The organism is Streptomyces sp. NPDC045778 (assembly GCF_056431945.1).
Window position 1 is genome coordinate 72,401 of sequence record NZ_JBWKJZ010000036.1, and the last position, 17,986, is coordinate 90,386.

At 72.4% G+C, this 17,986-nt stretch carries 14 protein-coding genes and 1 pseudogene; 8 read left to right on the plus strand and 7 right to left on the minus strand.

Annotated elements, in window-relative coordinates; all coding sequences use genetic code 11:
- The first annotated feature begins 3 nt into the window (after positions 1 to 3).
- Together AC07GB_RS33580 and AC07GB_RS33585 are read left to right on the plus strand one after the other, a co-directional pair.
- Entirely contained in the window at positions 4 to 2,028 is a 2,025-nt protein-coding gene (locus AC07GB_RS33580; RefSeq protein WP_478852170.1) for a thioredoxin domain-containing protein, read from the plus strand.
- A 301-nt stretch (positions 2,029 to 2,329) separates the two neighbouring features.
- Positions 2,330 to 2,851, plus strand: coding sequence for a hypothetical protein (locus AC07GB_RS33585; RefSeq protein ID WP_478852172.1), 522 nt, complete (start codon positions 2,330 to 2,332; stop codon positions 2,849 to 2,851).
- A gap of 112 nt (positions 2,852 to 2,963) precedes the next feature.
- Here AC07GB_RS33585 and AC07GB_RS33590 read toward each other — a convergent pair whose 3' ends face one another.
- The 3 genes and pseudogenes from AC07GB_RS33590 to trhA all read right to left on the minus strand — a co-directional run bounded on the left by AC07GB_RS33590 (position 2,964) and on the right by trhA (position 5,058).
- On the minus strand, positions 2,964 to 3,713 hold the full coding sequence (locus AC07GB_RS33590) for a Mut7-C RNAse domain-containing protein (RefSeq protein WP_478852174.1): 750 nt from the start codon (positions 3,711 to 3,713) through the stop codon (positions 2,964 to 2,966).
- 90 nt (positions 3,714 to 3,803) lie between these two features.
- Positions 3,804 to 4,211 (minus strand): annotated as a pseudogene (locus AC07GB_RS33595) (TetR/AcrR family transcriptional regulator); the annotation flags it as partial.
- 94 nt (positions 4,212 to 4,305) lie between these two features.
- Positions 4,306 to 5,058 (minus strand): PAQR family membrane homeostasis protein TrhA, encoded by a 753-nt coding sequence (gene trhA, locus AC07GB_RS33600; protein WP_478852176.1) that lies wholly within the window; start codon positions 5,056 to 5,058, stop codon positions 4,306 to 4,308.
- A gap of 241 nt (positions 5,059 to 5,299) precedes the next feature.
- Between trhA and AC07GB_RS33605 the strand changes: the two genes are divergently transcribed.
- Positions 5,300 to 7,168 carry a phosphoenolpyruvate carboxykinase (GTP) gene (locus tag AC07GB_RS33605; RefSeq protein ID WP_478852178.1) on the plus strand — a complete coding sequence of 623 codons (1,869 nt, stop codon included), beginning with the start codon at positions 5,300 to 5,302 and terminating at the stop codon, positions 7,166 to 7,168.
- Positions 7,169 to 7,417: 249 nt separating this feature from the next.
- Here the strand turns inward: AC07GB_RS33605 and AC07GB_RS33610 are convergent, their stop codons facing one another.
- Complete coding sequence (locus tag AC07GB_RS33610; protein WP_478852180.1) at positions 7,418 to 7,825, minus strand: SCO4983 family protein; 408 nt, start codon at positions 7,823 to 7,825, stop codon at positions 7,418 to 7,420.
- 285 nt (positions 7,826 to 8,110) lie between these two features.
- Positions 8,111 to 9,322 (minus strand): pyridoxal phosphate-dependent aminotransferase, encoded by a 1,212-nt coding sequence (locus AC07GB_RS33615; protein WP_478852182.1) that lies wholly within the window; start codon positions 9,320 to 9,322, stop codon positions 8,111 to 8,113.
- Between the two features lie 247 nt (positions 9,323 to 9,569).
- Between AC07GB_RS33615 and AC07GB_RS33620 the strand changes: the two genes are divergently transcribed.
- Positions 9,570 to 10,463 carry a S1 family peptidase gene (locus AC07GB_RS33620; RefSeq protein WP_478852184.1) on the plus strand — a complete coding sequence of 298 codons (894 nt, stop codon included), beginning with the start codon at positions 9,570 to 9,572 and terminating at the stop codon, positions 10,461 to 10,463.
- 30 nt (positions 10,464 to 10,493) lie between these two features.
- Here AC07GB_RS33620 and AC07GB_RS33625 read toward each other — a convergent pair whose 3' ends face one another.
- Both AC07GB_RS33625 and AC07GB_RS33630 read right to left on the minus strand, forming a co-directional pair.
- Positions 10,494 to 12,107 (minus strand): N-acyl-D-amino-acid deacylase family protein, encoded by a 1,614-nt coding sequence (locus AC07GB_RS33625; protein WP_478852186.1) that lies wholly within the window; start codon positions 12,105 to 12,107, stop codon positions 10,494 to 10,496.
- A 56-nt stretch (positions 12,108 to 12,163) separates the two neighbouring features.
- Positions 12,164 to 13,600 (minus strand): amino acid deaminase, encoded by a 1,437-nt coding sequence (locus tag AC07GB_RS33630; protein ID WP_478852188.1) that lies wholly within the window; start codon positions 13,598 to 13,600, stop codon positions 12,164 to 12,166.
- Between the two features lie 341 nt (positions 13,601 to 13,941).
- Here AC07GB_RS33630 and AC07GB_RS33635 point away from each other — a divergent pair, with 341 nt between their 5' ends.
- From AC07GB_RS33635 to AC07GB_RS33650, 4 genes are all read left to right on the plus strand, one after another.
- Positions 13,942 to 14,976: a sugar kinase gene (locus AC07GB_RS33635; protein WP_478852200.1), complete on the plus strand. Its 1,035-nt coding sequence runs from the start codon at positions 13,942 to 13,944 to the stop codon at positions 14,974 to 14,976.
- Positions 14,973 to 15,737: an IclR family transcriptional regulator gene (locus tag AC07GB_RS33640; protein ID WP_478852190.1), complete on the plus strand. Its 765-nt coding sequence runs from the start codon at positions 14,973 to 14,975 to the stop codon at positions 15,735 to 15,737. Before AC07GB_RS33635 ends, AC07GB_RS33640 begins: the two co-directional genes overlap by 4 nt.
- The gene (locus AC07GB_RS33645; RefSeq protein ID WP_030668394.1) at positions 15,734 to 16,153 is read left to right on the plus strand and encodes a RidA family protein; all 420 of its coding nucleotides are present in this window, start codon (positions 15,734 to 15,736) and stop codon (positions 16,151 to 16,153) included. The genes AC07GB_RS33640 and AC07GB_RS33645 overlap by 4 nt, the downstream gene beginning before the upstream one ends.
- A 302-nt stretch (positions 16,154 to 16,455) precedes the next feature.
- A complete protein-coding gene (locus tag AC07GB_RS33650; RefSeq protein ID WP_478852202.1) occupies positions 16,456 to 17,874 on the plus strand; it encodes a GntP family permease in 1,419 nt (472 codons plus the stop codon).
- Positions 17,875 to 17,986 lie beyond the last annotated feature (112 nt).

Here is a 17,986-nt window from a genome sequence, read left to right on the forward strand (position 1 = left end):
GTCATGGCGAACCGACTGGCCCACGAGACGTCCCCCTACCTCCTCCAGCACGCCGAGAACCCCGTCGACTGGTGGCCGTGGTCGGCCGACGCGTTCGCCGCCGCCCGCGAGCGCGGCGTCCCCGTGCTGCTGTCCGTCGGGTACGCGAGCTGCCACTGGTGTCATGTCATGGCGCACGAATCCTTCGAGGACGGCGCGACGGCCGCGCTGATGAACGAGAACTTCGTGAACGTCAAGGTGGACCGCGAGGAGCGCCCCGACGTCGACGCCGTCTACATGGAAGCCGTGCAGGCCGCCACGGGCCAGGGCGGCTGGCCCATGACCGTCTTCCTCACCCCCGACGCCGAGCCCTTCTACTTCGGCACCTACTTCCCGCCCGAGCCGCGCCACGGCATGCCGTCCTTCCCGCAGGTCCTCGACGGCGTACGACGGGCGTGGGAGGACCGGCGCGAGGAGGTCGCCGAGGTCGCGTCGAAGATCGTCAAGGATCTGTCGGAGCGTCAACTGGCCCTCGGCGACGACCGCGGGCCGGGCGAGGACGACCTCGCCAAGGCGCTGCTCGGCCTCACCCGCGACTACGACGAGCGGCACGGCGGCTTCGGCGGCGCGCCCAAGTTCCCGCCGTCCATGGTCATCGAGTTCCTGCTGCGCCACCACGCCCGCACCGGCGCGGAAGGCGCCCTCCAGATGGCCGCCGACACCTGCGAGCGCATGGCGCGCGGCGGCATCTACGACCAGCTCGGCGGCGGCTTCGCCCGCTACTCGGTGGACCGCGAATGGGTCGTGCCGCACTTCGAGAAGATGCTGTACGACAACGCCCTGCTGTGCCGCGCCTACGCCCACCTGTGGCGCGCCACCGGCTCCGAACTGGCCCGCAGGGTGGCCCTGGAGACCGCCGACTTCATGGTCCGCGAGCTGCGCACGAACGAGGGCGGCTTCGCCTCCGCGCTGGACGCCGACAGCGCCGACGCCAGCGGCCGCTCCGTGGAGGGCGCGTACTACGTCTGGACCCCCGAGCAGCTGCGCGAGGTCCTCGGCGACGCGGACGCCGAGCTGGCCGCCGCCTACTTCGGCGTCACCGATGAGGGCACGTTCGAGGAGGGCGCGTCCGTCCTCCAACTGCCGCAGCGCGACGGCGTGGTCGCCGACGCCGAGCGGGTGGCCTCCGTGCGCGAGCGCCTCCTCGCGGCCCGTGCCCTGCGCCCCGCCCCCGGCCGGGACGACAAGGTGGTCGCCGCCTGGAACGGCCTGGCCGTCGCCGCGCTCGCCGAGACCGGCGCCTACTTCGACCGGCCCGACCTGGTGGCCGCCGCCGTCGGCGCGGGCGATCTGCTCGTGCGCCTCCACATGGACGACAGGGCCCGGCTCGCCCGCACCTCCAAGGACGGCCGCGCCGGTGCCAACGCCGGTGTCCTGGAGGACTACGCCGACGTCGCCGAGGGCTTCCTCGCGCTCGCGGCGGTGACCGGCGAGGGGGTGTGGCTGGAGTTCGCGGGCCTGCTCCTCGACCACGTCCTGGCGCAGTTCACCGACGACGAGACGGGCGCCCTGTACGACACCGCGGCCGACGCCGAGCGCCTCATCCGGCGCCCGCAGGACCCCACCGACAACGCGGCGCCCTCCGGCTGGACCGCCGCCGCCGGGGCGCTGCTCACCTACGCCGCGCACACCGGCGCCGCACCGCACCGGCGCGCGGCCGAGCGGGCCCTCGGCGTGGTCAAGGCCCTCGCGCCGCGCGCGCCGCGGTTCATCGGGCACGGCCTCGCCGTCGCCGAGGCCGCGCTCGACGGGCCGCGCGAGGTCGCCGTGGTGGGGGCGGTGGACGGCCCGATGCACCGGGTCGCGCTGCTCGGCACCGCGCCGGGCGCCGCGGTGGCGGTCGGCCCCGCGGACGGGGAGCTGCCGCTGCTCGCGGGCCGCGCCCCGGTGACGGACCGGGAGACGGCGTACGTGTGCCGGGACTTCGTGTGCGACCGGCCGACGACGGACCCGGCCGAGCTGGCGGCGGCCCTGGGCGCGCTGCGCTGAGCGGGAGCGCCGGGCCGGATCGTTGGGCCGGGTCGCTGCGCGCGGGCGCCGAGCAGGAGCGCTGCGCTGCGCCGCCGGCCGGCCCCGGACGGTGAATCAGCTCCCCGGGATGCCTGCCGATTGTCCTGCTTCTGTCACGGCCGCGGCCGGGCGGGCACCTTGTGCTCCTTGTGTGACCATCGGCGTGATACCAATACGGGCGTCGCAGTGGCGTAAGGAGCCGCTGTGAATGTTTGGCATCGTTCTGTCAGTTGGCCCCAGCAGGGGCACCGGGGGAGAGGTACTCACCGCAGTGAACCGCATGACGCGTACGACCGCAGCAGCCCTGGGCACGGCCGGGCTCATCACCGCCGCCCAGCTCGGCCTCGCCGGCACCGCCTCCGCGTCGGGTGACGCCACCCAGCGCTCCGCGTCCGCAGACAAGCCGAGCAGCGCCGCGCCGTTCGCAGCTGCGACCAGCGCCGGCTGCCCGATCGACATCGTCTACACGTCCCGCTTCTACATCGGCCGTGGCGGCTGGGTGACGGGCAACGGCCTGTACTTCGGCATCAAGAACAAGAGCAACAAGAAGTTCTCGAAGGTGAAGTTCACCGTCACCAACGTCAAGAACATCCGCTTCGGCCGGGCCACCCCCAAGGGCGGCAAGATCACCCACAAGACGTCGAAGTCCATCACCGTCTACGACAAGTCCTTCAGCGGCAAGGCCAAGCTGGGCGTCCAGGTCCGCACCCGCCTGCTGAACAAGAACAGCTACAAGGTGAAGTTCCAGGTCCGCGGCAACGGCTGGAACTGCGCCGTGAACCAGGGCACCTGGGGCAACTAGCCCGCACCGCCGCTGAGCGGCGGGGCACCGAGTGACGGGAGAACCGGGGTTCGAGAGGCGGCGGCCTTTCGAGCCCCGGTTCTTCCGTGCCGGGGCACGGCTTCCGCCCGGCTCAGCCGGGGGCCGGGAGCCCCTTCGTCTCCTCCAGGGCCCACCGCACCACGGCGTCGAGCCGCTCGTGGTGGGCGCCGCACCAGTACACCCGCCCGCACGCCGGACACTGGGCGAACACGTCGTACGTCCCGCGCGTGCCGCCCTCCAGACGCTCCGCCACGTCCTCCTTGCGGGCCGCGCGCAGCGTGCCGTTGCACGCGGTGCAGCGCGTCCAGGGGGCCAGGCGCGGAGCGAAGCGGTGCAGGACGTCCCGCAGCTGGTCGTCGGGCCGGTCGCTGTAGACGTACGCGCCCGCCCACAGCTCGCGGCGGCGCAGCAGCCCCCGGTCCCGGCTGAGCAGGACGCGCCGCTCGGCGGCGGACCGCGCGGCGAGCGCCGGGTCGCCGATGTCGGTGCTCTCGTACGCCGTGTCCACGCCGAGCAGCCGCAACCGGCGGGCCAGTGTGCCCAGATGCACGTCGAGCAGGAACCGCAGCGGCTCCCCGGGGTCTCGCGCGAGGCGCTGCGGGCGCGGCACGGCCCGCACCTCGACGTGCTGGCCCGCCGCGGGCACGTGTCCTGCGGGCACCTCGCGCCCGTCCACGACCAGGGCCCCGACCTCGGTGAGCGGCACCCCGAGCGACTCCACGACGTGCCCGAGCGAGGAGACGCCGTCGGTGACGGCCGGGGTGGGGCGGCCCCTGCGCCCGTGCGCGACGAACACGGCGAGACCGGGGGCGAAGTCGATGAGGATCTCCGGACCGTTCATGGGGTCAGGATGGCACGGGGCGTCCGGCGGCGGCCTCGGGATGTCAGCTCGTGAGGCCCTTGGCCAACGTGGTCAGGGCGCGGTCCACCAGGTCCGCATCATCCGGGCGCGCACGGCGGGCACCTCGGCCGGCAGCCGGGCGCGCGGCCGGGAGACCTCCGGCCCCTCGCCGAAGCCGATGCCGACCGCCCGGTGCAGCGCGTACCGCAGCGAGTCGAGGACCGGCTCGTCCGCGGGCCGGGCGCGCAGGTCGTCCTCGATCAGCGGGTCGTGCTCGTCGGTGAGGACGATGTCCTCCTGGGTGGGGAAGTAGCGGAAGACCGTAGAGGGGGACACCTCGGCGGCTTCCGCGATCTGCTCCACCGTCGTCGCGTCGTACCCCTGCTCGCGGATGAGGCGGTAGGTGGCGGTGCGGATGGCGAGGCGCGTCGCCAGCTTCTTCCGCTCCCGCAGGCACGGCGTGGCGGCGGGTGGCGGGGTGCGTGCGGCGGCCGTCATGGCGGCCTTGTCGGGCGCGGCGCACGTGAAAGGGGCCGCGGCCGGGGCCGCGGCCCCCGGAGGGAGCCCGGGGCGCGTCCGCCCCCGTGGCGCGTCAGGCGTGCTGGTACGCCACCAGGGAGATGCCCACGTAGTGGACGGCGAAGGCGGCGAGGGTGAAGGAGTGGAAGACCTCGTGGAAGCCGAACCAGCGCGGGGAGGGGTTCGGGCGCTTGAAGCCGTAGACCACACCGCCCGCGCTGTAGAGCAGGCCGCCGACGACGACCAGGACGAGGACGGCGATCCCGCCCGCGCGCAGGAAGTCGGGCAGGAAGAAGACGGCGGCCCAGCCCATCGCCAGATAGCAGGGCGTGTAGAGCCAGCGCGGGGCGCCGACCCAGAAGACGCGGAACACGATGCCCGCGGCGGCCGCGGCCCAGATGCCCCACAGCAGCCACTGGCCCTTGGCGCCGGGCAGCAGGAGCATGGTCAGCGGGGTGTACGTGCCCGCGATGATCAGGAAGATGTTGGCGTGGTCGAGGCGGCGCAGGACGCGGTCCACGCGGGGTGTCCAGTCACCCCGGTGGTAGAGCGCGCTGACGCCGAACAGGAGACAGGCCGTCAGGACATAGATCCCGCAGGCGACACGGCCGCGGGTGGAGTCGGCGAGCGCGGTCAGGAAGAGGCCGGACACCAGCACCGCGGGGAACATTCCGGCGTGCAGCCAGCCGCGCAGCTTGGGCTTCACCGGCCGCACGGCCGCGGCGACGGGCTCGAGGACTGCGGCGGCGACCTCGCCTGCGGGGCCCGCGGAACCGGGGTCACCTGCGGCGGAACTCGTGATCGCGTCGGGGACGTGAGCGGTCATGCGCCGCATCGTACCTACGGAACCGTAAGTTACGTATCAAAGCGGCGGAATCCCATCATACAAGTGGCCATGCTCACGCCGCTCACGTGTGAAGCCCTCTGGACAGATGCGCAACCGGGACGGATGATCAAATGAGTGCGGTCGGCACCGGATGAGCGCCAGAAGATCGAAATGCAGTGAAGCGTCCGGGTCGCAGCCCCCACGGGGCCCCCAACTCAAAACCCCTCGTATAGGAGCAATCGTGGCGCGCGATATCGCGGCTCCCCTCTCTTCGCAGTCTTCGCAGTCCTCGCATTCCTCGCAGCCCGCGGGCACCCTCCCCACCGACCACCAGGGGCTCATCTCCTGGGTGAACGAGATCGCCGAACTGACCCAGCCGGACAGCGTGGTCTGGTGCGACGGTTCCGAGGCCGAGTACGAGCGCCTGTGCGAGGAGCTGGTGGCCAAGGGCACCTTCAAGAAGCTGGACCCGATCAAGCGGCCGAACTCCTACTACGCGGCCTCCGACCCCACGGACGTCGCGCGCGTCGAGGACCGCACCTTCATCTGCTCCGAGAAGGAGGAGGACGCGGGGCCGACGAACCACTGGAAGGACCCGGCGGAGATGCGGGACGTCTTCGCGGGGGAGAAGGGGATCTTCCGCGGCTCCATGCGCGGCCGGACCCTGTACGTCGTGCCCTTCTGCATGGGCCCGCTCGGCTCGCCGCTGTCCGCGATCGGCGTCGAGATCACCGACTCGGCGTACGTCGCCGTGTCCATGCGCACGATGACCCGAATGGGCCGGCCGGTCCTGGACGAGCTGGGCTCCGACGGGTTCTTCGTCAAGGCCGTGCACACGCTCGGCGCCCCGCTGGAGCCCGGCCAGGCGGACGTGCCCTGGCCGTGCAACTCCACGAAGTACATCTCGCACTTCCCGGAGTCGCGCGAGATCTGGTCGTACGGTTCGGGCTACGGCGGCAACGCCCTGCTCGGCAAGAAGTGCTACGCCCTGCGCATCGCCTCGGTCATGGCCCGCGACGAGGGCTGGCTCGCCGAGCACATGCTGATCCTCAAGCTGACGCCGCCGCAGGGCGCCTCGAAGTACGTCGCCGCGGCCTTCCCGAGCGCCTGCGGCAAGACGAACCTCGCCATGCTGGAGCCCACGATCTCCGGCTGGACCGTCGAGACCATCGGCGACGACATCGCCTGGATGCGCTTCGGCGAGGACGGTCAGCTGTACGCGATCAACCCCGAGGCCGGCTTCTTCGGCGTCGCGCCCGGCACCGGCGAGCACACCAACGCCAACGCGATGAAGACGCTGTGGGGCAACAGCGTCTTCACGAACGTCGCGCTGACCGACGACGGCGACGTGTGGTGGGAGGGGATGACCGAGGACACCCCGGCGCACCTGACGGACTGGAAGGGCAACTCCTGGACGCCGGAGTCCGCGACCCCCGCCGCCCACCCGAACGCCCGCTTCACCACGCCCGCGGCGCAGTGCCCGATCATCGCGCCCGAGTGGGAGGACCCCAAGGGCGTGCCGATCTCGGCCATCCTCTTCGGCGGGCGCCGCGCCTCCGCGGTGCCGCTGGTCACCGAGTCCTTCGACTGGAACCACGGCGTCTTCCTCGGCGCGAACGTGGCCTCCGAGAAGACGGCCGCCGCCGAGGGCAAGGTCGGCGAGCTGCGCCGCGACCCGTTCGCCATGCTGCCCTTCTGCGGGTACAACATGGGCGACTACATGGCGCACTGGGTCGACGTGGCCAAGGACAAGGACCAGTCCAAGCTGCCGAAGATCTACTACGTGAACTGGTTCCGCAAGAACGAGGCGGGCAAGTTCGTGTGGCCCGGCTTCGGTGAGAACAGCCGCGTCCTGAAGTGGATCGTGGGCCGCCTGGAGGGCACCGCCGAGGGCGTCGAGACCCCCATCGGCGTGCTGCCGACGCCCGAGTCCCTCGACACGGACGGGCTCGAACTGCCCGCGGCCGACCTGGAGTTCCTCCTCACGGTGGACAAGGAGGTCTGGCGCGAGGAGGCGGCGCTCGTGCCCGAGCACCTCAACACCTTCGGTGACCATACGCCGAAGGAGCTGTGGGACGAGTACCGCGCCTTGGTCGCGCGCCTGGGCTGACGCCTTCCTTTCCCACCGCCCACCCGTGCTGCCCCGGCGGGCCGGGGTGGCCCCGACCTGGCGGCTTGCACGTCCGTCGGTCGGCTGCCCCGCCGCTGCCCCGCCGCTGCCGCGGCGGGGTCTCCCACCCGCCCGCCCGTGAGGGCCCGACCGGCCGGGTGAGGCCTGGCTTGCGAGTTGTCGGTCACCCGTCCCCTGGGAGGGGGCGGGTGGGCGGGACCGGGGCCGGGCGGGTGGTGGGGAGAGAGGTCAGGCTCCGACCAGCTCCGTGGCCTGGGCGTGGGCCTCCATGCGGTGGGCGGCCAGGATCGCCGCCCCGGTGTCCGCGCGGGACGCGGCGACCACCAGGGCGCGGCCCGCGAGGGCGTGGGCGCGCTGGTGCAGGGCGGACAGATGGGGCTCGTGGATGGCGGCGGCAACCGCGGAGCGGACCGGCGGCCGGCCCCCGCGCAGGCGGGCGACCTGGGCCGCGAGGCGCTCGGCCGCCGCGTCGAGAGCGGGGTCGGGGGCGAGGACGCGCAGCTCGTCGGTGACGGCGAGCAGCGCGGCGAGGTGCCCGGCGAGCTGGATGTCCAGCTCCTCCTCGCGGCTGCGGTGCGGGAAGTCGCCCGGGTCGGCCATCGTGTGGACCGACTTGGTGCGGATCGGCTCGTACATGAGATGGGTCTCCAAGCTGTAGAGCACCCAGCTTAACTCTTGAATTAGATTCTGTCTAAAGTTGAGTCCGATCCTGGGCGGGGTCCGGGCCGGCCGGGCCCGGGCCCCGCCGCCCGCCGCGCTAGGGCCTGTCCGATGGGTCGGCGCGGCGTCGCGACGCCTGGAACGCACGCTCGCCGCGTTGCCGAAATGTCCTAGTAGCTCCGCTACGAGGACATCCCGGCGCCTTGCGATCGCACGCACCAGTGGCCGCTCCTTGCTCCACGCCGACCCACCGGACAGGCCCTAGGGCTGGCTGTAGCCGTCCAGGAACGACCCGATCCGGGTCACCGCCTCCGCCAGGTCCTTCGCCGTGGGCAGGGTGACGATGCGGAAGTGGTCGGGCTCGGGCCAGTTGAAGCCGGTGCCGTGGACGACCATGATCTTCTCGGCGCGCAGCAGGTCGAGCACCAGCCGGCGGTCGTCCTTGACCTTGAAGACCTTCGGGTCGAGACGCGGGAAGAGGTAGAGCGACCCCTTCGGCTTCACGCAGGTCACGCCGGGGATCTGGGTGAGCAGGTCGTACGCCGTGTCCCGCTGTTCGAGGAGGCGGCCGCCGGGCAGGACGAGGTCGTTGATGGTCTGGCGCCCGCTGAGGGCGGCGACCACGCCGTGCTGCCCCGGCATGTTCGCGCACAGGCGCATGTTCGCGAGGATCGTCAGGCCCTCGATGTAGGAGGAGGCGTGGGCTTTCGGGCCCGATACGGACATCCACCCGACGCGGTACCCGGCCACGCGGTACGCCTTCGACATGCCGTTGAAGGTGAGCGTCAGCAGGTCGGGGGCGAGGGCGGCGGTCGGGGTGTGCGTGGCGCCGTCGTAGAGGATCTTGTCGTAGATCTCGTCCGAGCAGACCAGGAGGTTGTGGCGGCGGGCGATGTCGGTCAGGCCGCGCACCATCGCCTCGTCGTAGACCGCCCCGGTCGGGTTGTTCGGGTTGATGATCACGAGCGCCTTGGTGCGGTCGGTGATCTTGCGCTCGACGTCGGCGAGGTCCGGCATCCAGTCCGCCTGCTCGTCGCAGCGGTAGTGCACGGCGGTGCCGCCGGAGAGGGAGACCGCGGCGGTCCACAGCGGGTAGTCCGGCGCCGGGACCAGGACCTCGTCGCCGTCGTCGAGCAGGCCCTGCATGGCCATCACGATCAGCTCGGAGACGCCGTTGCCGATGAAGACGTGCTCGACGTCGGTCTCGATGCCGAGGGTCTGGTTGTGCATCACCACGGCGCGGCGGGCGGCGAGGAGGCCCTTGGCGTCGCCGTATCCGTGTGCGTCGCCGACGTTGCGGAGGATGTCCTCCAGGATCTCCGGCGGGCACTCGAAGCCGAAGGCCGCGGGGTTGCCCGTGTTGAGCTTGAGGATGCGGTGACCTGCTGCTTCGAGCCGCATCGCCTCCTCGAGCACGGGGCCCCGGATCTCGTAACAGACGTTGGCGAGCTTGGTCGACTGGATCACCTGCATGCCCCCGAGCCTATCTCTGGCGGGGGCGCCTCGGACGGTGGGAGCCGGGGTGGTTCCGCTGTTCTCCCGGGTGCGGGCCGTCTCGGGCTCGTCGCGCCCCGCGGCGGAGCCGCACGATGTCACAGCCCCGCGCCCCTTCGGGGCGCACCCTTGTTCCCAGGGGTCGGGTGGCTCAAGAATGCGCATGACAAAACTGGGGGGTCGGTTGGTCCCCCGGTCATGCAGTCATTCCAGAGGGGACCCCCACATGAACAAGCCTCTCGTCGGTGCCGTCTTCACCGCGCTGCTCCTCGGCGCGACGGCACTGCCCGCGGCCGCCGTCACCAACGAGGCGCCGACGGCCGACAAGCAGGTCGTACGGACGCAGCCCGTGGCCGGGGCGAAGGCGAAGGCCGTGACCTTCGCGGGCACCGTGGCGCTGAGCAACTGCTCCGGCTCCGTCGTGCGCGTGCCCAGCTCGCAGCCCACCGACCGCGCGCTCGTGATGTCCAACGGCCACTGTCTGGAGACCGGTTTCCCGGGCCCCGGGCAGGTCATCGTCAACCGCGCGTCCAGCCGCAGCTTCACGCTCCTGAACGCCAGTGGCGGCAACGCGGGCACCGTGCGCGCCAGCAAGATCGCGTACGGCACGATGACCGACAACGACGTCTCGCTGTACGAACTCACCAGCACCTACCGCGACATAGAGAGCCGCTACGGCATCAAGGCCCTGGAGATCGACTCCGCGCGGCCGACGGCGGGCCGGGCCATCACCGTCGCCTCCGGCTACTGGAAGCGCATGTACAAGTGCAACATCGACGGCTTCGCCTACCGTCTGAAGGAGGGGCAGTGGACCTGGAAGGACTCGGTCCGCTACACCTCCGCGTGCCAGACGATCGGCGGGACCTCCGGTTCGCCGGTGATCGACGACCAGACCGGCAAGGTCGTGGCCCTCAACAACACCGGCAACGAGGACGGTCAGCGCTGCACCGACAACAACCCCTGCGAGGTCGACGAGAACGGCAAGGTCACCGTCCGCCAGGGCATCAACTACGGCCAGCAGACGTACACCATCGTCCCGTGCGTCGGCGCGGGCAACAAGATCGACCTGAACCGGCCGGGCTGCACCCTGCCCAAGCCGGCGGCGGCCGCCCGCCGCTGACCCGGGCCTGAGTGGCGCGTACCGCGTGAGCTAGGCGGCGCGGCGCACGGCGCGTCCCGCGACGACGTCCGTGCGCCGCCCGTCCTCGATCACGAACTTCCCGTCGATCAGGACGTGCGGGATGCCCACGGGCGGCGTGCGCGGCGCGTCGAACGTCGACCCCGCCGCGACCGTCAGGGGGTCGAAGAGGACCAGGTCGGCGCGGTAGCCCTCGCGTACGGACCCGCGGTCGGGCAGGCGGAGGCGTGCCGCGGCCCGCGAGGTGAGGTGCGCGACGCACTCCTCCAGGGTCAGCACCCCCAACTCGCGTACGTACTTGCCGAGGTACTGCGGGAACGTGCCGTACGCGCGCGGGTGCGGCTTGAAGCCCTGGAGGATGCCGTCGCTGCCGCCGGTGTGCACGGGGTGCCGCATGATGGCCCGCACGTTCTCCTCGTGCCCCACGTGCTGGAGGATCGTCGAGCCGAGGCGGTCGTCGATCAGCAGCCGCCGGGCGGTGACCCACGGCTCCTCGCCGCGCATGTCGGCCGAGCGCTGGACGGTCTTGCCGACGCAGGACGCGAGGCCCGGGTCGGAGACGCCCGAGATCTCGATGGTGTCCCACTCGATCGGCACGCCGTGGCAGCCGTCGGAGCCGATGACCTCCATGTGGTGGCGGATGCGCTCGGCGGTCGCGTCGTCCTGGAGCCGGGACAGGATCGCCTCGGGCCCGCCCTCGCTCGCCCAGCTCGGCAGCATCGCGACGAGCGTCGTACAGCCCGGCGTGTACGGATAGGTGTCGAGCGTGATGTCGGCGCCGTCGTCGAGCGCCTCGTCGAGGAGGGCGAGCAGGTCCGGGGCCTTGCCCTTGTTCACGCCGAAGTTCATGGTGGCGTGCGCGAGGTGCAGCGGGCAGCCGGCGGTCCGGGTCAGCTCCACCATCTCGCGGTACGCCTCCAGGGCGCCCGCGCCGTAACTGCGGTGGTGGGGACAGTAGTAGCCGCCGTACGAGGCCACGACGCGGCACAGCTCGGTGAGTTCGGCGTCCTTGGCGTACATGCCGGGGGTGTAGGTCAGCCCGGACGACATGCCGACGGCGCCCTGCTCCATGCCCTGGGCGACCAGCTCCTTCATCCGCTCCAGTTCCGCGGGGGTGGCCTCGCGGTCCTCCCAGCCCATCGCGTACATCCGGACCGTGCCCTGCGGGACGAGGTACGCGGCGTTGACCGGGATGCCCCGGCCGCCGTGCGCGTGGTCCAGGCGGTCCAGGTACTCGCCGACCGAGCGCCAGTCGAAGTCGATGTCGCTGCCGTCGCCGTTCCAGCCGGTGATCGCCTGGCGGACCTCGGCCAGCGTGCGGTCGTCCACCGGTGCGTACGACAGGCCGTCCTGGCCGATGACTTCCAGGGTGACGCCCTGGGCCGCCTTCGCGCTGTGGTCCGGGTCGCGGAGCAGGGCGAGGTCGCTGTGGGCGTGCATGTCGATGAAGCCGGGGGCCAGGGCGAGGCCCTGGGCGTCCAGGACGCGGGTCCCCGTGGGACGGGGGCCCGCGTCCCCTTCGCGGTGGATCTCCGTGATCCGTCCGTCCTCGATCGCCACGTCGGCGGTGTACGCGGCGTCACCGGAGCCGTCGACGACGTGCGCGCCGCGGATGACCAGGTCCATGGGGTGCCTCTCTGGTGGGTGTGGGTGGCTGGGCCCTGCCGGGGCCCCCGGGAGGGTCAGAAGTACGTGCGGATGTAGTCCGTGACCGTCCCGTCCGCCTCGACCAGAGGGATCAGCTGCCACTTGTCGAAGGACGTGCAGGGGTGCGAGAGGCCGAGCCCGAGCCAGTCGCCGACCTCCAGGTCGGCTTCGGCGGAGGTCCGCACCCACCCGTGCTGGTCGGACAGGGCGTGCACCTCGACCCCGGTCGCGGGCCGCTCCGCCCCGTCCCGCCGGACAACCTGGGCCTCGGGCAGGTCGAGGTCGTACGCCGCGTCGCGCTTGCCCGCGTTGATGAAGGCCTGCTCCGGCGAAGGGCGCGACACGACCTGGGCCCACAGCCGGAAGGCGGGGTGCAGCGCTCCTTCGTCGGGCACGCGGTTGAAGGGTGTGAGGTGGCGGTAGTGCCCGTCGTCGTGGGAGACGTAGGCGCCGGAGCGCAGCAGCTTCAGGACGGGCAGGGAGAGCCGGGGGATGTCGGCGAAGACGTCGGCGACCGCGTCGAACCAGGCGGAGCCGCCCGCGCTGACGGTGATCTCGTCAAGGCCGCCCGCCTTGAACCGCCCCGCCGCGTCGAAGCCGGCCGCGAGCGCGACGAGCCGCCGCAGATAGGCGCGCACCGACTCGGGCGAGGGGTCCGGCACCTCGCCCTCGTACCCGGCGACCCCCACGAGGCGCAGGGTCGCGGTGGCCGCCACGGCGTCGGCGACGGCCGCGCAGTCGGCCTCGGTCCGGGCGCCGGTGCGCGCGCCGTCACCCGCGGCCAGCTCGACGACCACGTCCAGGGGGCGCCCCGCCCCGGCGTCGCGCAGCGCGGCGTCCATCAGCTCGACGCCGCGTACGGAGTCGACGTACGCCATGAAGCGGAAGCCGGGGTCGTGCGCCAGCTCCTGGGCGAGCCAGCGCAGGGCGGCGGCGTCGACCAGCTCGTTGGCCAGGAAGATCCGCTGGACGCCGAACTCCCGCGCCACGCGCACCTGGTGGGGCACGGCGACGGTGATGCCCCAGGCGCCGTGCTCGATCTGGCGCCGGAAGAGCCGCGGCGCCATGGAGGTCTTGCCGTGCGGGGCGAAGGCGAGGCCGTGGCGGGTCGCGTACTGCTCCATGAGCGCGAGGTTGTGCTCGAGGCGCTCGGCGGAGAGGGCGAGGACGGGGGTGGTGAAGCCGTCCGTGAACAGATTGCGGCGCTGGGCGGCCAACTCGCCGACGGTGAGGCCCGCGGCGTCGGGCGGCAGTCCCTTGAAGCGGTGGTCGACGCGTTCCTCGGCCAGGCCGGCGAGGGCGGCGGCGCCTCGCTCGGTGGGCGTGCCGCGTCCGGCCGACGTGCCGCGTCCGGCCGACGTGTCGGGTTCGACGGGCGTGTCGCGTTCGACGGGCGTGCCGGAAGGCGTGCCGGAGGGGGTGCCGGCGGGAGTGTCGGCGGCCATGAGCGCCTCCTCAGAGATGCGTTGCATATACTGCAACGTTCATTGCGTATGTCGCTTACTGCTGTCTAACATCCGAGCCAACGCCGGGTCAACGGATCCGGGCCCGGTCCTCGCACCGGGGTTCGGCCCGGCTCCCGGGCCCTTCGGACCGGCTGATCCGGTGCCCCCACCCGGCCGTCGAACGTGCGGCGAACGACGAATGAAGGGCTGACACGAGCGTGACCGGAGCAGACCGAGACGCGACCGAGGCCGCGCCCGCCGAGGTGCCCGAGGGCGTGACCGCGCCCGGTGCCCCGGACGGCGGCGGCGAAGGCGCGCACGGCGGCGCGGAGGGCGGTGCCGCGGACGGCGCCGACGCCGGCGTCGACGTGGTCACGCTCGGGGAGTCCATGGTCACCTTCCTGCCGACGCGGCCGGGGCGGCTCGCCGACGTGCCCGCCTTCGAGCGGGGCATCGGCGGCGCCGAGTCCAACGTGGCCTGCGCCCTCGCCGCCGCCGGGCACCGCGCCCGCTGGGTCAGCCGGGTCGGCGCGGACGGCTTCGGCGACCACCTCGTCGACGCCATCGGGGCCTACGGAGTCGACACCTCCGCCGTCGGGCGCGACCCGCGCAGGCCCACCGGCATCTACTTCCGCACCGCCGACGACCGCGACGCCGAAGCCCACGAGGTCGTCTACTACCGGGCGGGATCCGCCGCCTCCGCCATGTCGCCGCGGACGATGGACGCCGACGCGCTGTGGTGCGGACGCGTCCTGCACCTGTCGGGCATCACCGCCGCGCTCTCCGCCGACTGCCTCGCGCTCGTGCGCAGCCTGTGCGACCGCGCGGCCCGCCGCCGCTCGCTCGTCTCCTTCGACATCAACCACCGCCCCGGCCTGTGGCCCGAGGGCGGCCGCAGCCCCGCCGTCCTGCTCGACCTGGCGCGCGGCGCCGACCTCGTCTTCGTCGGCGTCGACGAGGCCGCGGCCGCCTGGCAGCTCACCGGAGGCCCCGCGGCCCTGCGCGCCGCCCTGCCCGAACCCGCCCAACTCGTCGTCAAGCAGGGGTCCGACGGCGCCACCGCCTTCGTCACCGACCCCGACACCGGGCGCGACACCGTCACCTTCGTCCCGGCCCTGCGCGTCGACGTCGTCGCCCCGGTCGGCGCCGGTGACGCCTTCGCCGCCGGATACCTGTCCGGGACGCTGCGCGGCCTCAGCCCCGAGCGGCGCCTTCGGCACGGGCACCTGATGGCCGCCGCCGCCCTCACCGTGCCGGGCGACCTCGCCACGCCCCCCGCGCGCGAGCACGCCGACGCGCTCGCCGCCCTGGACCCCGCCGCCTGGGAGACACTGCGCCTTGGCCCCGGCTGGACGGCGGACCCGCGCCGCCCCGGGGCCGCCGAGGAGGTACGTACGCCATGAGCCAGACCGTCGACCGAGCCCTGACGATCCTGCCCCTGCTCGCCGAGGGCCCCGCCGACCTGGGCCAGGTCGCCGACCGCCTGGGCGTGCACAAGTCCACGGCCCTGCGCCTGCTGCGCACCCTGCACGAACACGGCCTGGTCTTCCGCCAGTCCGACCAGCGCTACCGCCTGGGCGCGCGGCTCTTCGCGCTCGCCCAGGAGGCCGTCGAGCACCTCGACGTCCGCGAGATCGCCCACCCCCACCTCCTCGCGCTCAACGACCGCTGCGGCCACACGGTCCACCTCGCGGTGTACGAGGAGGGCGAGGTCGTCTACATCGACAAGGTCGAGAGCCGCTATCCGGTACGGATGTACTCGCGCATCGGCAAGTCCGTCGCCATCACCGTCGCCGCGGTCGCCAAGCTCCTGCTCGCCGACTTCCCCGAGAGCGAGCGCCGGGTGATCGCCGAGAAGCTCGACTACCCCACGTACACGTCCCGTTCGACGCCCAACGCCGCCGCCTTCCTCAAGGAGCTGGCCCTGGTGCGCGAACAGGGCTGGGCCACCGACCTCGGTGGCCACGAGGAGTCCATCAACTGCGTCGGCGCGCCCATCCGGGGCGCCGACGGCCGCGTCGTCGCCGCCATGTCGGTGTCCGCGCCGAACGTCGTCGTCACGGCGGAGGAACTCCTCACCCTGCTCCCGCTGGTGCGCCGCACGGCGGAGGCGATCAGCCGGGAGTACTCCGGCAAGGCCCCTATCAAGGAAGCAAGTTCATGAGCGAGAACACCCAGAAGACCGCGATCACGCCCTCCACGCACACCACCCCGCCCGCGAAGTTCTCGCACGGCGTGAAGAAGGGCAACATCCTCCAGGTCGCCGGGCAGGTCGGCTTCCTCCCCGCCGAGGAGGGCAAGGCGCCCACCCCGGCGGGCCCCACCCTGCGCGAGCAGACCCTCCAGACCTTCGCGAACGTCAAGGCCGTCCTCGAAGAAGGCGGCGCCACCTGGGACGACGTGATGATGATGCGCGTCTACCTCACGGACGTCGACCACTTCGCCGAGATGAACGAGATCTACAACCAGTACTTCGAGGAGCAGGGCCTCAAGGCCCCCGCCTCCGCCCGCACCACGGTCTACGTCGGCCTGCCCAAGGGCCTGCTCATCGAGATCGACGCGCTCGCCGTCCTCGGCTGAGCCCGCTCGGCACCCGCCGAGCCCACCAGCGCCGCCGAGTCCGCGCTGATCACTCCGACGCCGCGGTCGCGGGCCCATCCCCGCCCGCGCCCGCCGCGTCGCCACCCCCCACCGCACGCCTGTCGTCACGGTGAGGCGCCCGCCACCCACGGGGCGCCCCACCGCGATCCCCCCTGCCCAGAAAGCCCCATGCACTTACGAGGTCAACGATGTCCCCGTTCGCCCCCTCGGGCTCCGCCGGAGCCCTCACCGCGCTCGCCGCGGCCGAAGAACCAGAGAAGATCCCGCACACCGGCGGCCTGATGGCCCTGATCGACGGCACGGCGGGACTGCTGACCGTCGCGGCCCTCGGCATCCTGCTGCTCCTCTACCTGATCATCAAGGTCAGGCTCCAGCCCTTCGTGGCGCTGCTCGCCGTCTCCATAGCCGTCGGACTCGCCGCGGGCCTCTCGGTCACCGAACTCTTCGGCACGGTCCAGAAGTCGAGCGCGACCTCGCTCATCGAGACCGGCATGGGCGGCATCCTCGGCCATGTGGCGATCATCATCGGCCTCGGCACGATGCTCGGCGCCATCCTGGAGGTCTCCGGCGGCGCCGAGGTCCTCTCCTCGCGGCTGCTCAACCTCTTCGGCGAGAAGCGCGCCCCGGTGGCCATGGGCCTGACGGGCCTCATCTTCGGCATCCCGGTCTTCTTCGACGTCGGCATCTTCGTCCTCGCGCCGATCGTGTACGCCGCCGCCAAGCGCAGCGGCAAGTCGATCCTCCTGTACTGCCTGCCGCTGCTCGCGGGCCTGTCCATGACGCACGCCTTCCTGCCCCCGCACCCGGGCCCGGTGGCGGCGGCGGGGCTGCTGAAGGTGGACCTCGGCTGGGTCATCCTCATGGGCGTCGTCTGCGGCGTCCCGGCCGTGCTCGCGGCCTGGGTGTACTCCGCCTGGATCGGCAAGCGCATCTTCGTCCCCGTACCGCAGGACATGCTGGAGGCCTCCGAGGAGGCGAAGGCGGCCGTCGCCGAGGAACAGCGCGCGCAGGGCCTGACGCCGACGGAGGAGCCGGTCGCGCTGAGCACCGTCTTCCTGATCATCGGCACCCCGCTGCTTCTCATCCTGCTCGCGACGTTCTCCTCCATCGCCTTCGACCCGTCCACACCCCGCAGCGTGATCGAGTTCTTCGGCCACCCCTTCGTCGCCCTGACGATCGCGCTCCTGATGGCGTACTACCTGCTCGGCATCCGCCGCGGCTGGTCCCGCAAGTCCCTGGAGACCGTGTCGACGGCCTCCCTCAAGCCCGTCGGCAACATCCTGCTCGTCGTCGGCGCGGGCGGGGTCTTCGGCGCCGTCCTCAAGGGCAGCGGCGTCGCCGACGCCCTCGCCGACACCTTCAACGACGTGGGCCTGCCCGTCATCGTCCTCGCCTACCTCATCTCCCTGGTCCTGCGCGTGGCCCAGGGCTCGGCGACCGTCGCGATCGTCACCACCGCGGGCATCGTCGCCCCGCTGCTCGCCGAGGGCGACTACTCGCACGCCTTCACCGCCCTGGTCATCATGGCCATCTCCGCGGGCTCGATCTTCGCCTCGCACGTCAACGACGGCGGCTTCTGGATCGTGGCGAAGTACTTCGGCATCACCGAGCGCGACACCCTGAAGACCTGGACGGTCCTGGAGTCGGTCCTGTCGGTGGCGGGCTTCGCGGTGGCGGCCGTGGTGAGCCTCTTCGTGTAGCCACCGCGTACGGCACGGCGGAGGGGGGGGGGGGGGGGGGGGGGGGGGGGGGGGGGGGTCGCGGGGGGGGGGGGGGGGGGGGGGGGGGGGGGAGCCCCGCGGTGACGGGAGG

What these genes read in the sequence shown, in the direction of transcription:
- AC07GB_RS33645 (WP_030668394.1), top strand. Translation starts at nt 15,734, where the DNA reads ATGAGCGAGAACACCCAGAAGACCGCGATCACGCCCTCCACGCACACC.
- AC07GB_RS33585 (WP_478852172.1), top strand. Translation starts at nt 2,330, where the DNA reads ATGACGCGTACGACCGCAGCAGCCCTGGGCACGGCCGGGCTCATCACC.
- AC07GB_RS33650 (WP_478852202.1), top strand. Translation starts at nt 16,456, where the DNA reads ATGGCCCTGATCGACGGCACGGCGGGACTGCTGACCGTCGCGGCCCTC.
- AC07GB_RS33590 (WP_478852174.1), bottom strand. Translation starts at nt 3,713, where the DNA reads ATGAACGGTCCGGAGATCCTCATCGACTTCGCCCCCGGTCTCGCCGTG.
- AC07GB_RS33625 (WP_478852186.1), bottom strand. Translation starts at nt 12,107, where the DNA reads ATGGACCTGGTCATCCGCGGCGCGCACGTCGTCGACGGCTCCGGTGAC.
- AC07GB_RS33620 (WP_478852184.1), top strand. Translation starts at nt 9,570, where the DNA reads ATGAACAAGCCTCTCGTCGGTGCCGTCTTCACCGCGCTGCTCCTCGGC.
- AC07GB_RS33640 (WP_478852190.1), top strand. Translation starts at nt 14,973, where the DNA reads ATGAGCCAGACCGTCGACCGAGCCCTGACGATCCTGCCCCTGCTCGCC.
- AC07GB_RS33610 (WP_478852180.1), bottom strand. Translation starts at nt 7,825, where the DNA reads ATGTACGAGCCGATCCGCACCAAGTCGGTCCACACGATGGCCGACCCG.
- AC07GB_RS33580 (WP_478852170.1), top strand. Translation starts at nt 4, where the DNA reads ATGGCGAACCGACTGGCCCACGAGACGTCCCCCTACCTCCTCCAGCAC.
- trhA (WP_478852176.1), bottom strand. Translation starts at nt 5,058, where the DNA reads ATGACCGCTCACGTCCCCGACGCGATCACGAGTTCCGCCGCAGGTGAC.
- AC07GB_RS33630 (WP_478852188.1), bottom strand. Translation starts at nt 13,600, where the DNA reads ATGCAACGCATCTCTGAGGAGGCGCTCATGGCCGCCGACACTCCCGCC.
- AC07GB_RS33615 (WP_478852182.1), bottom strand. Translation starts at nt 9,322, where the DNA reads ATGCAGGTGATCCAGTCGACCAAGCTCGCCAACGTCTGTTACGAGATC.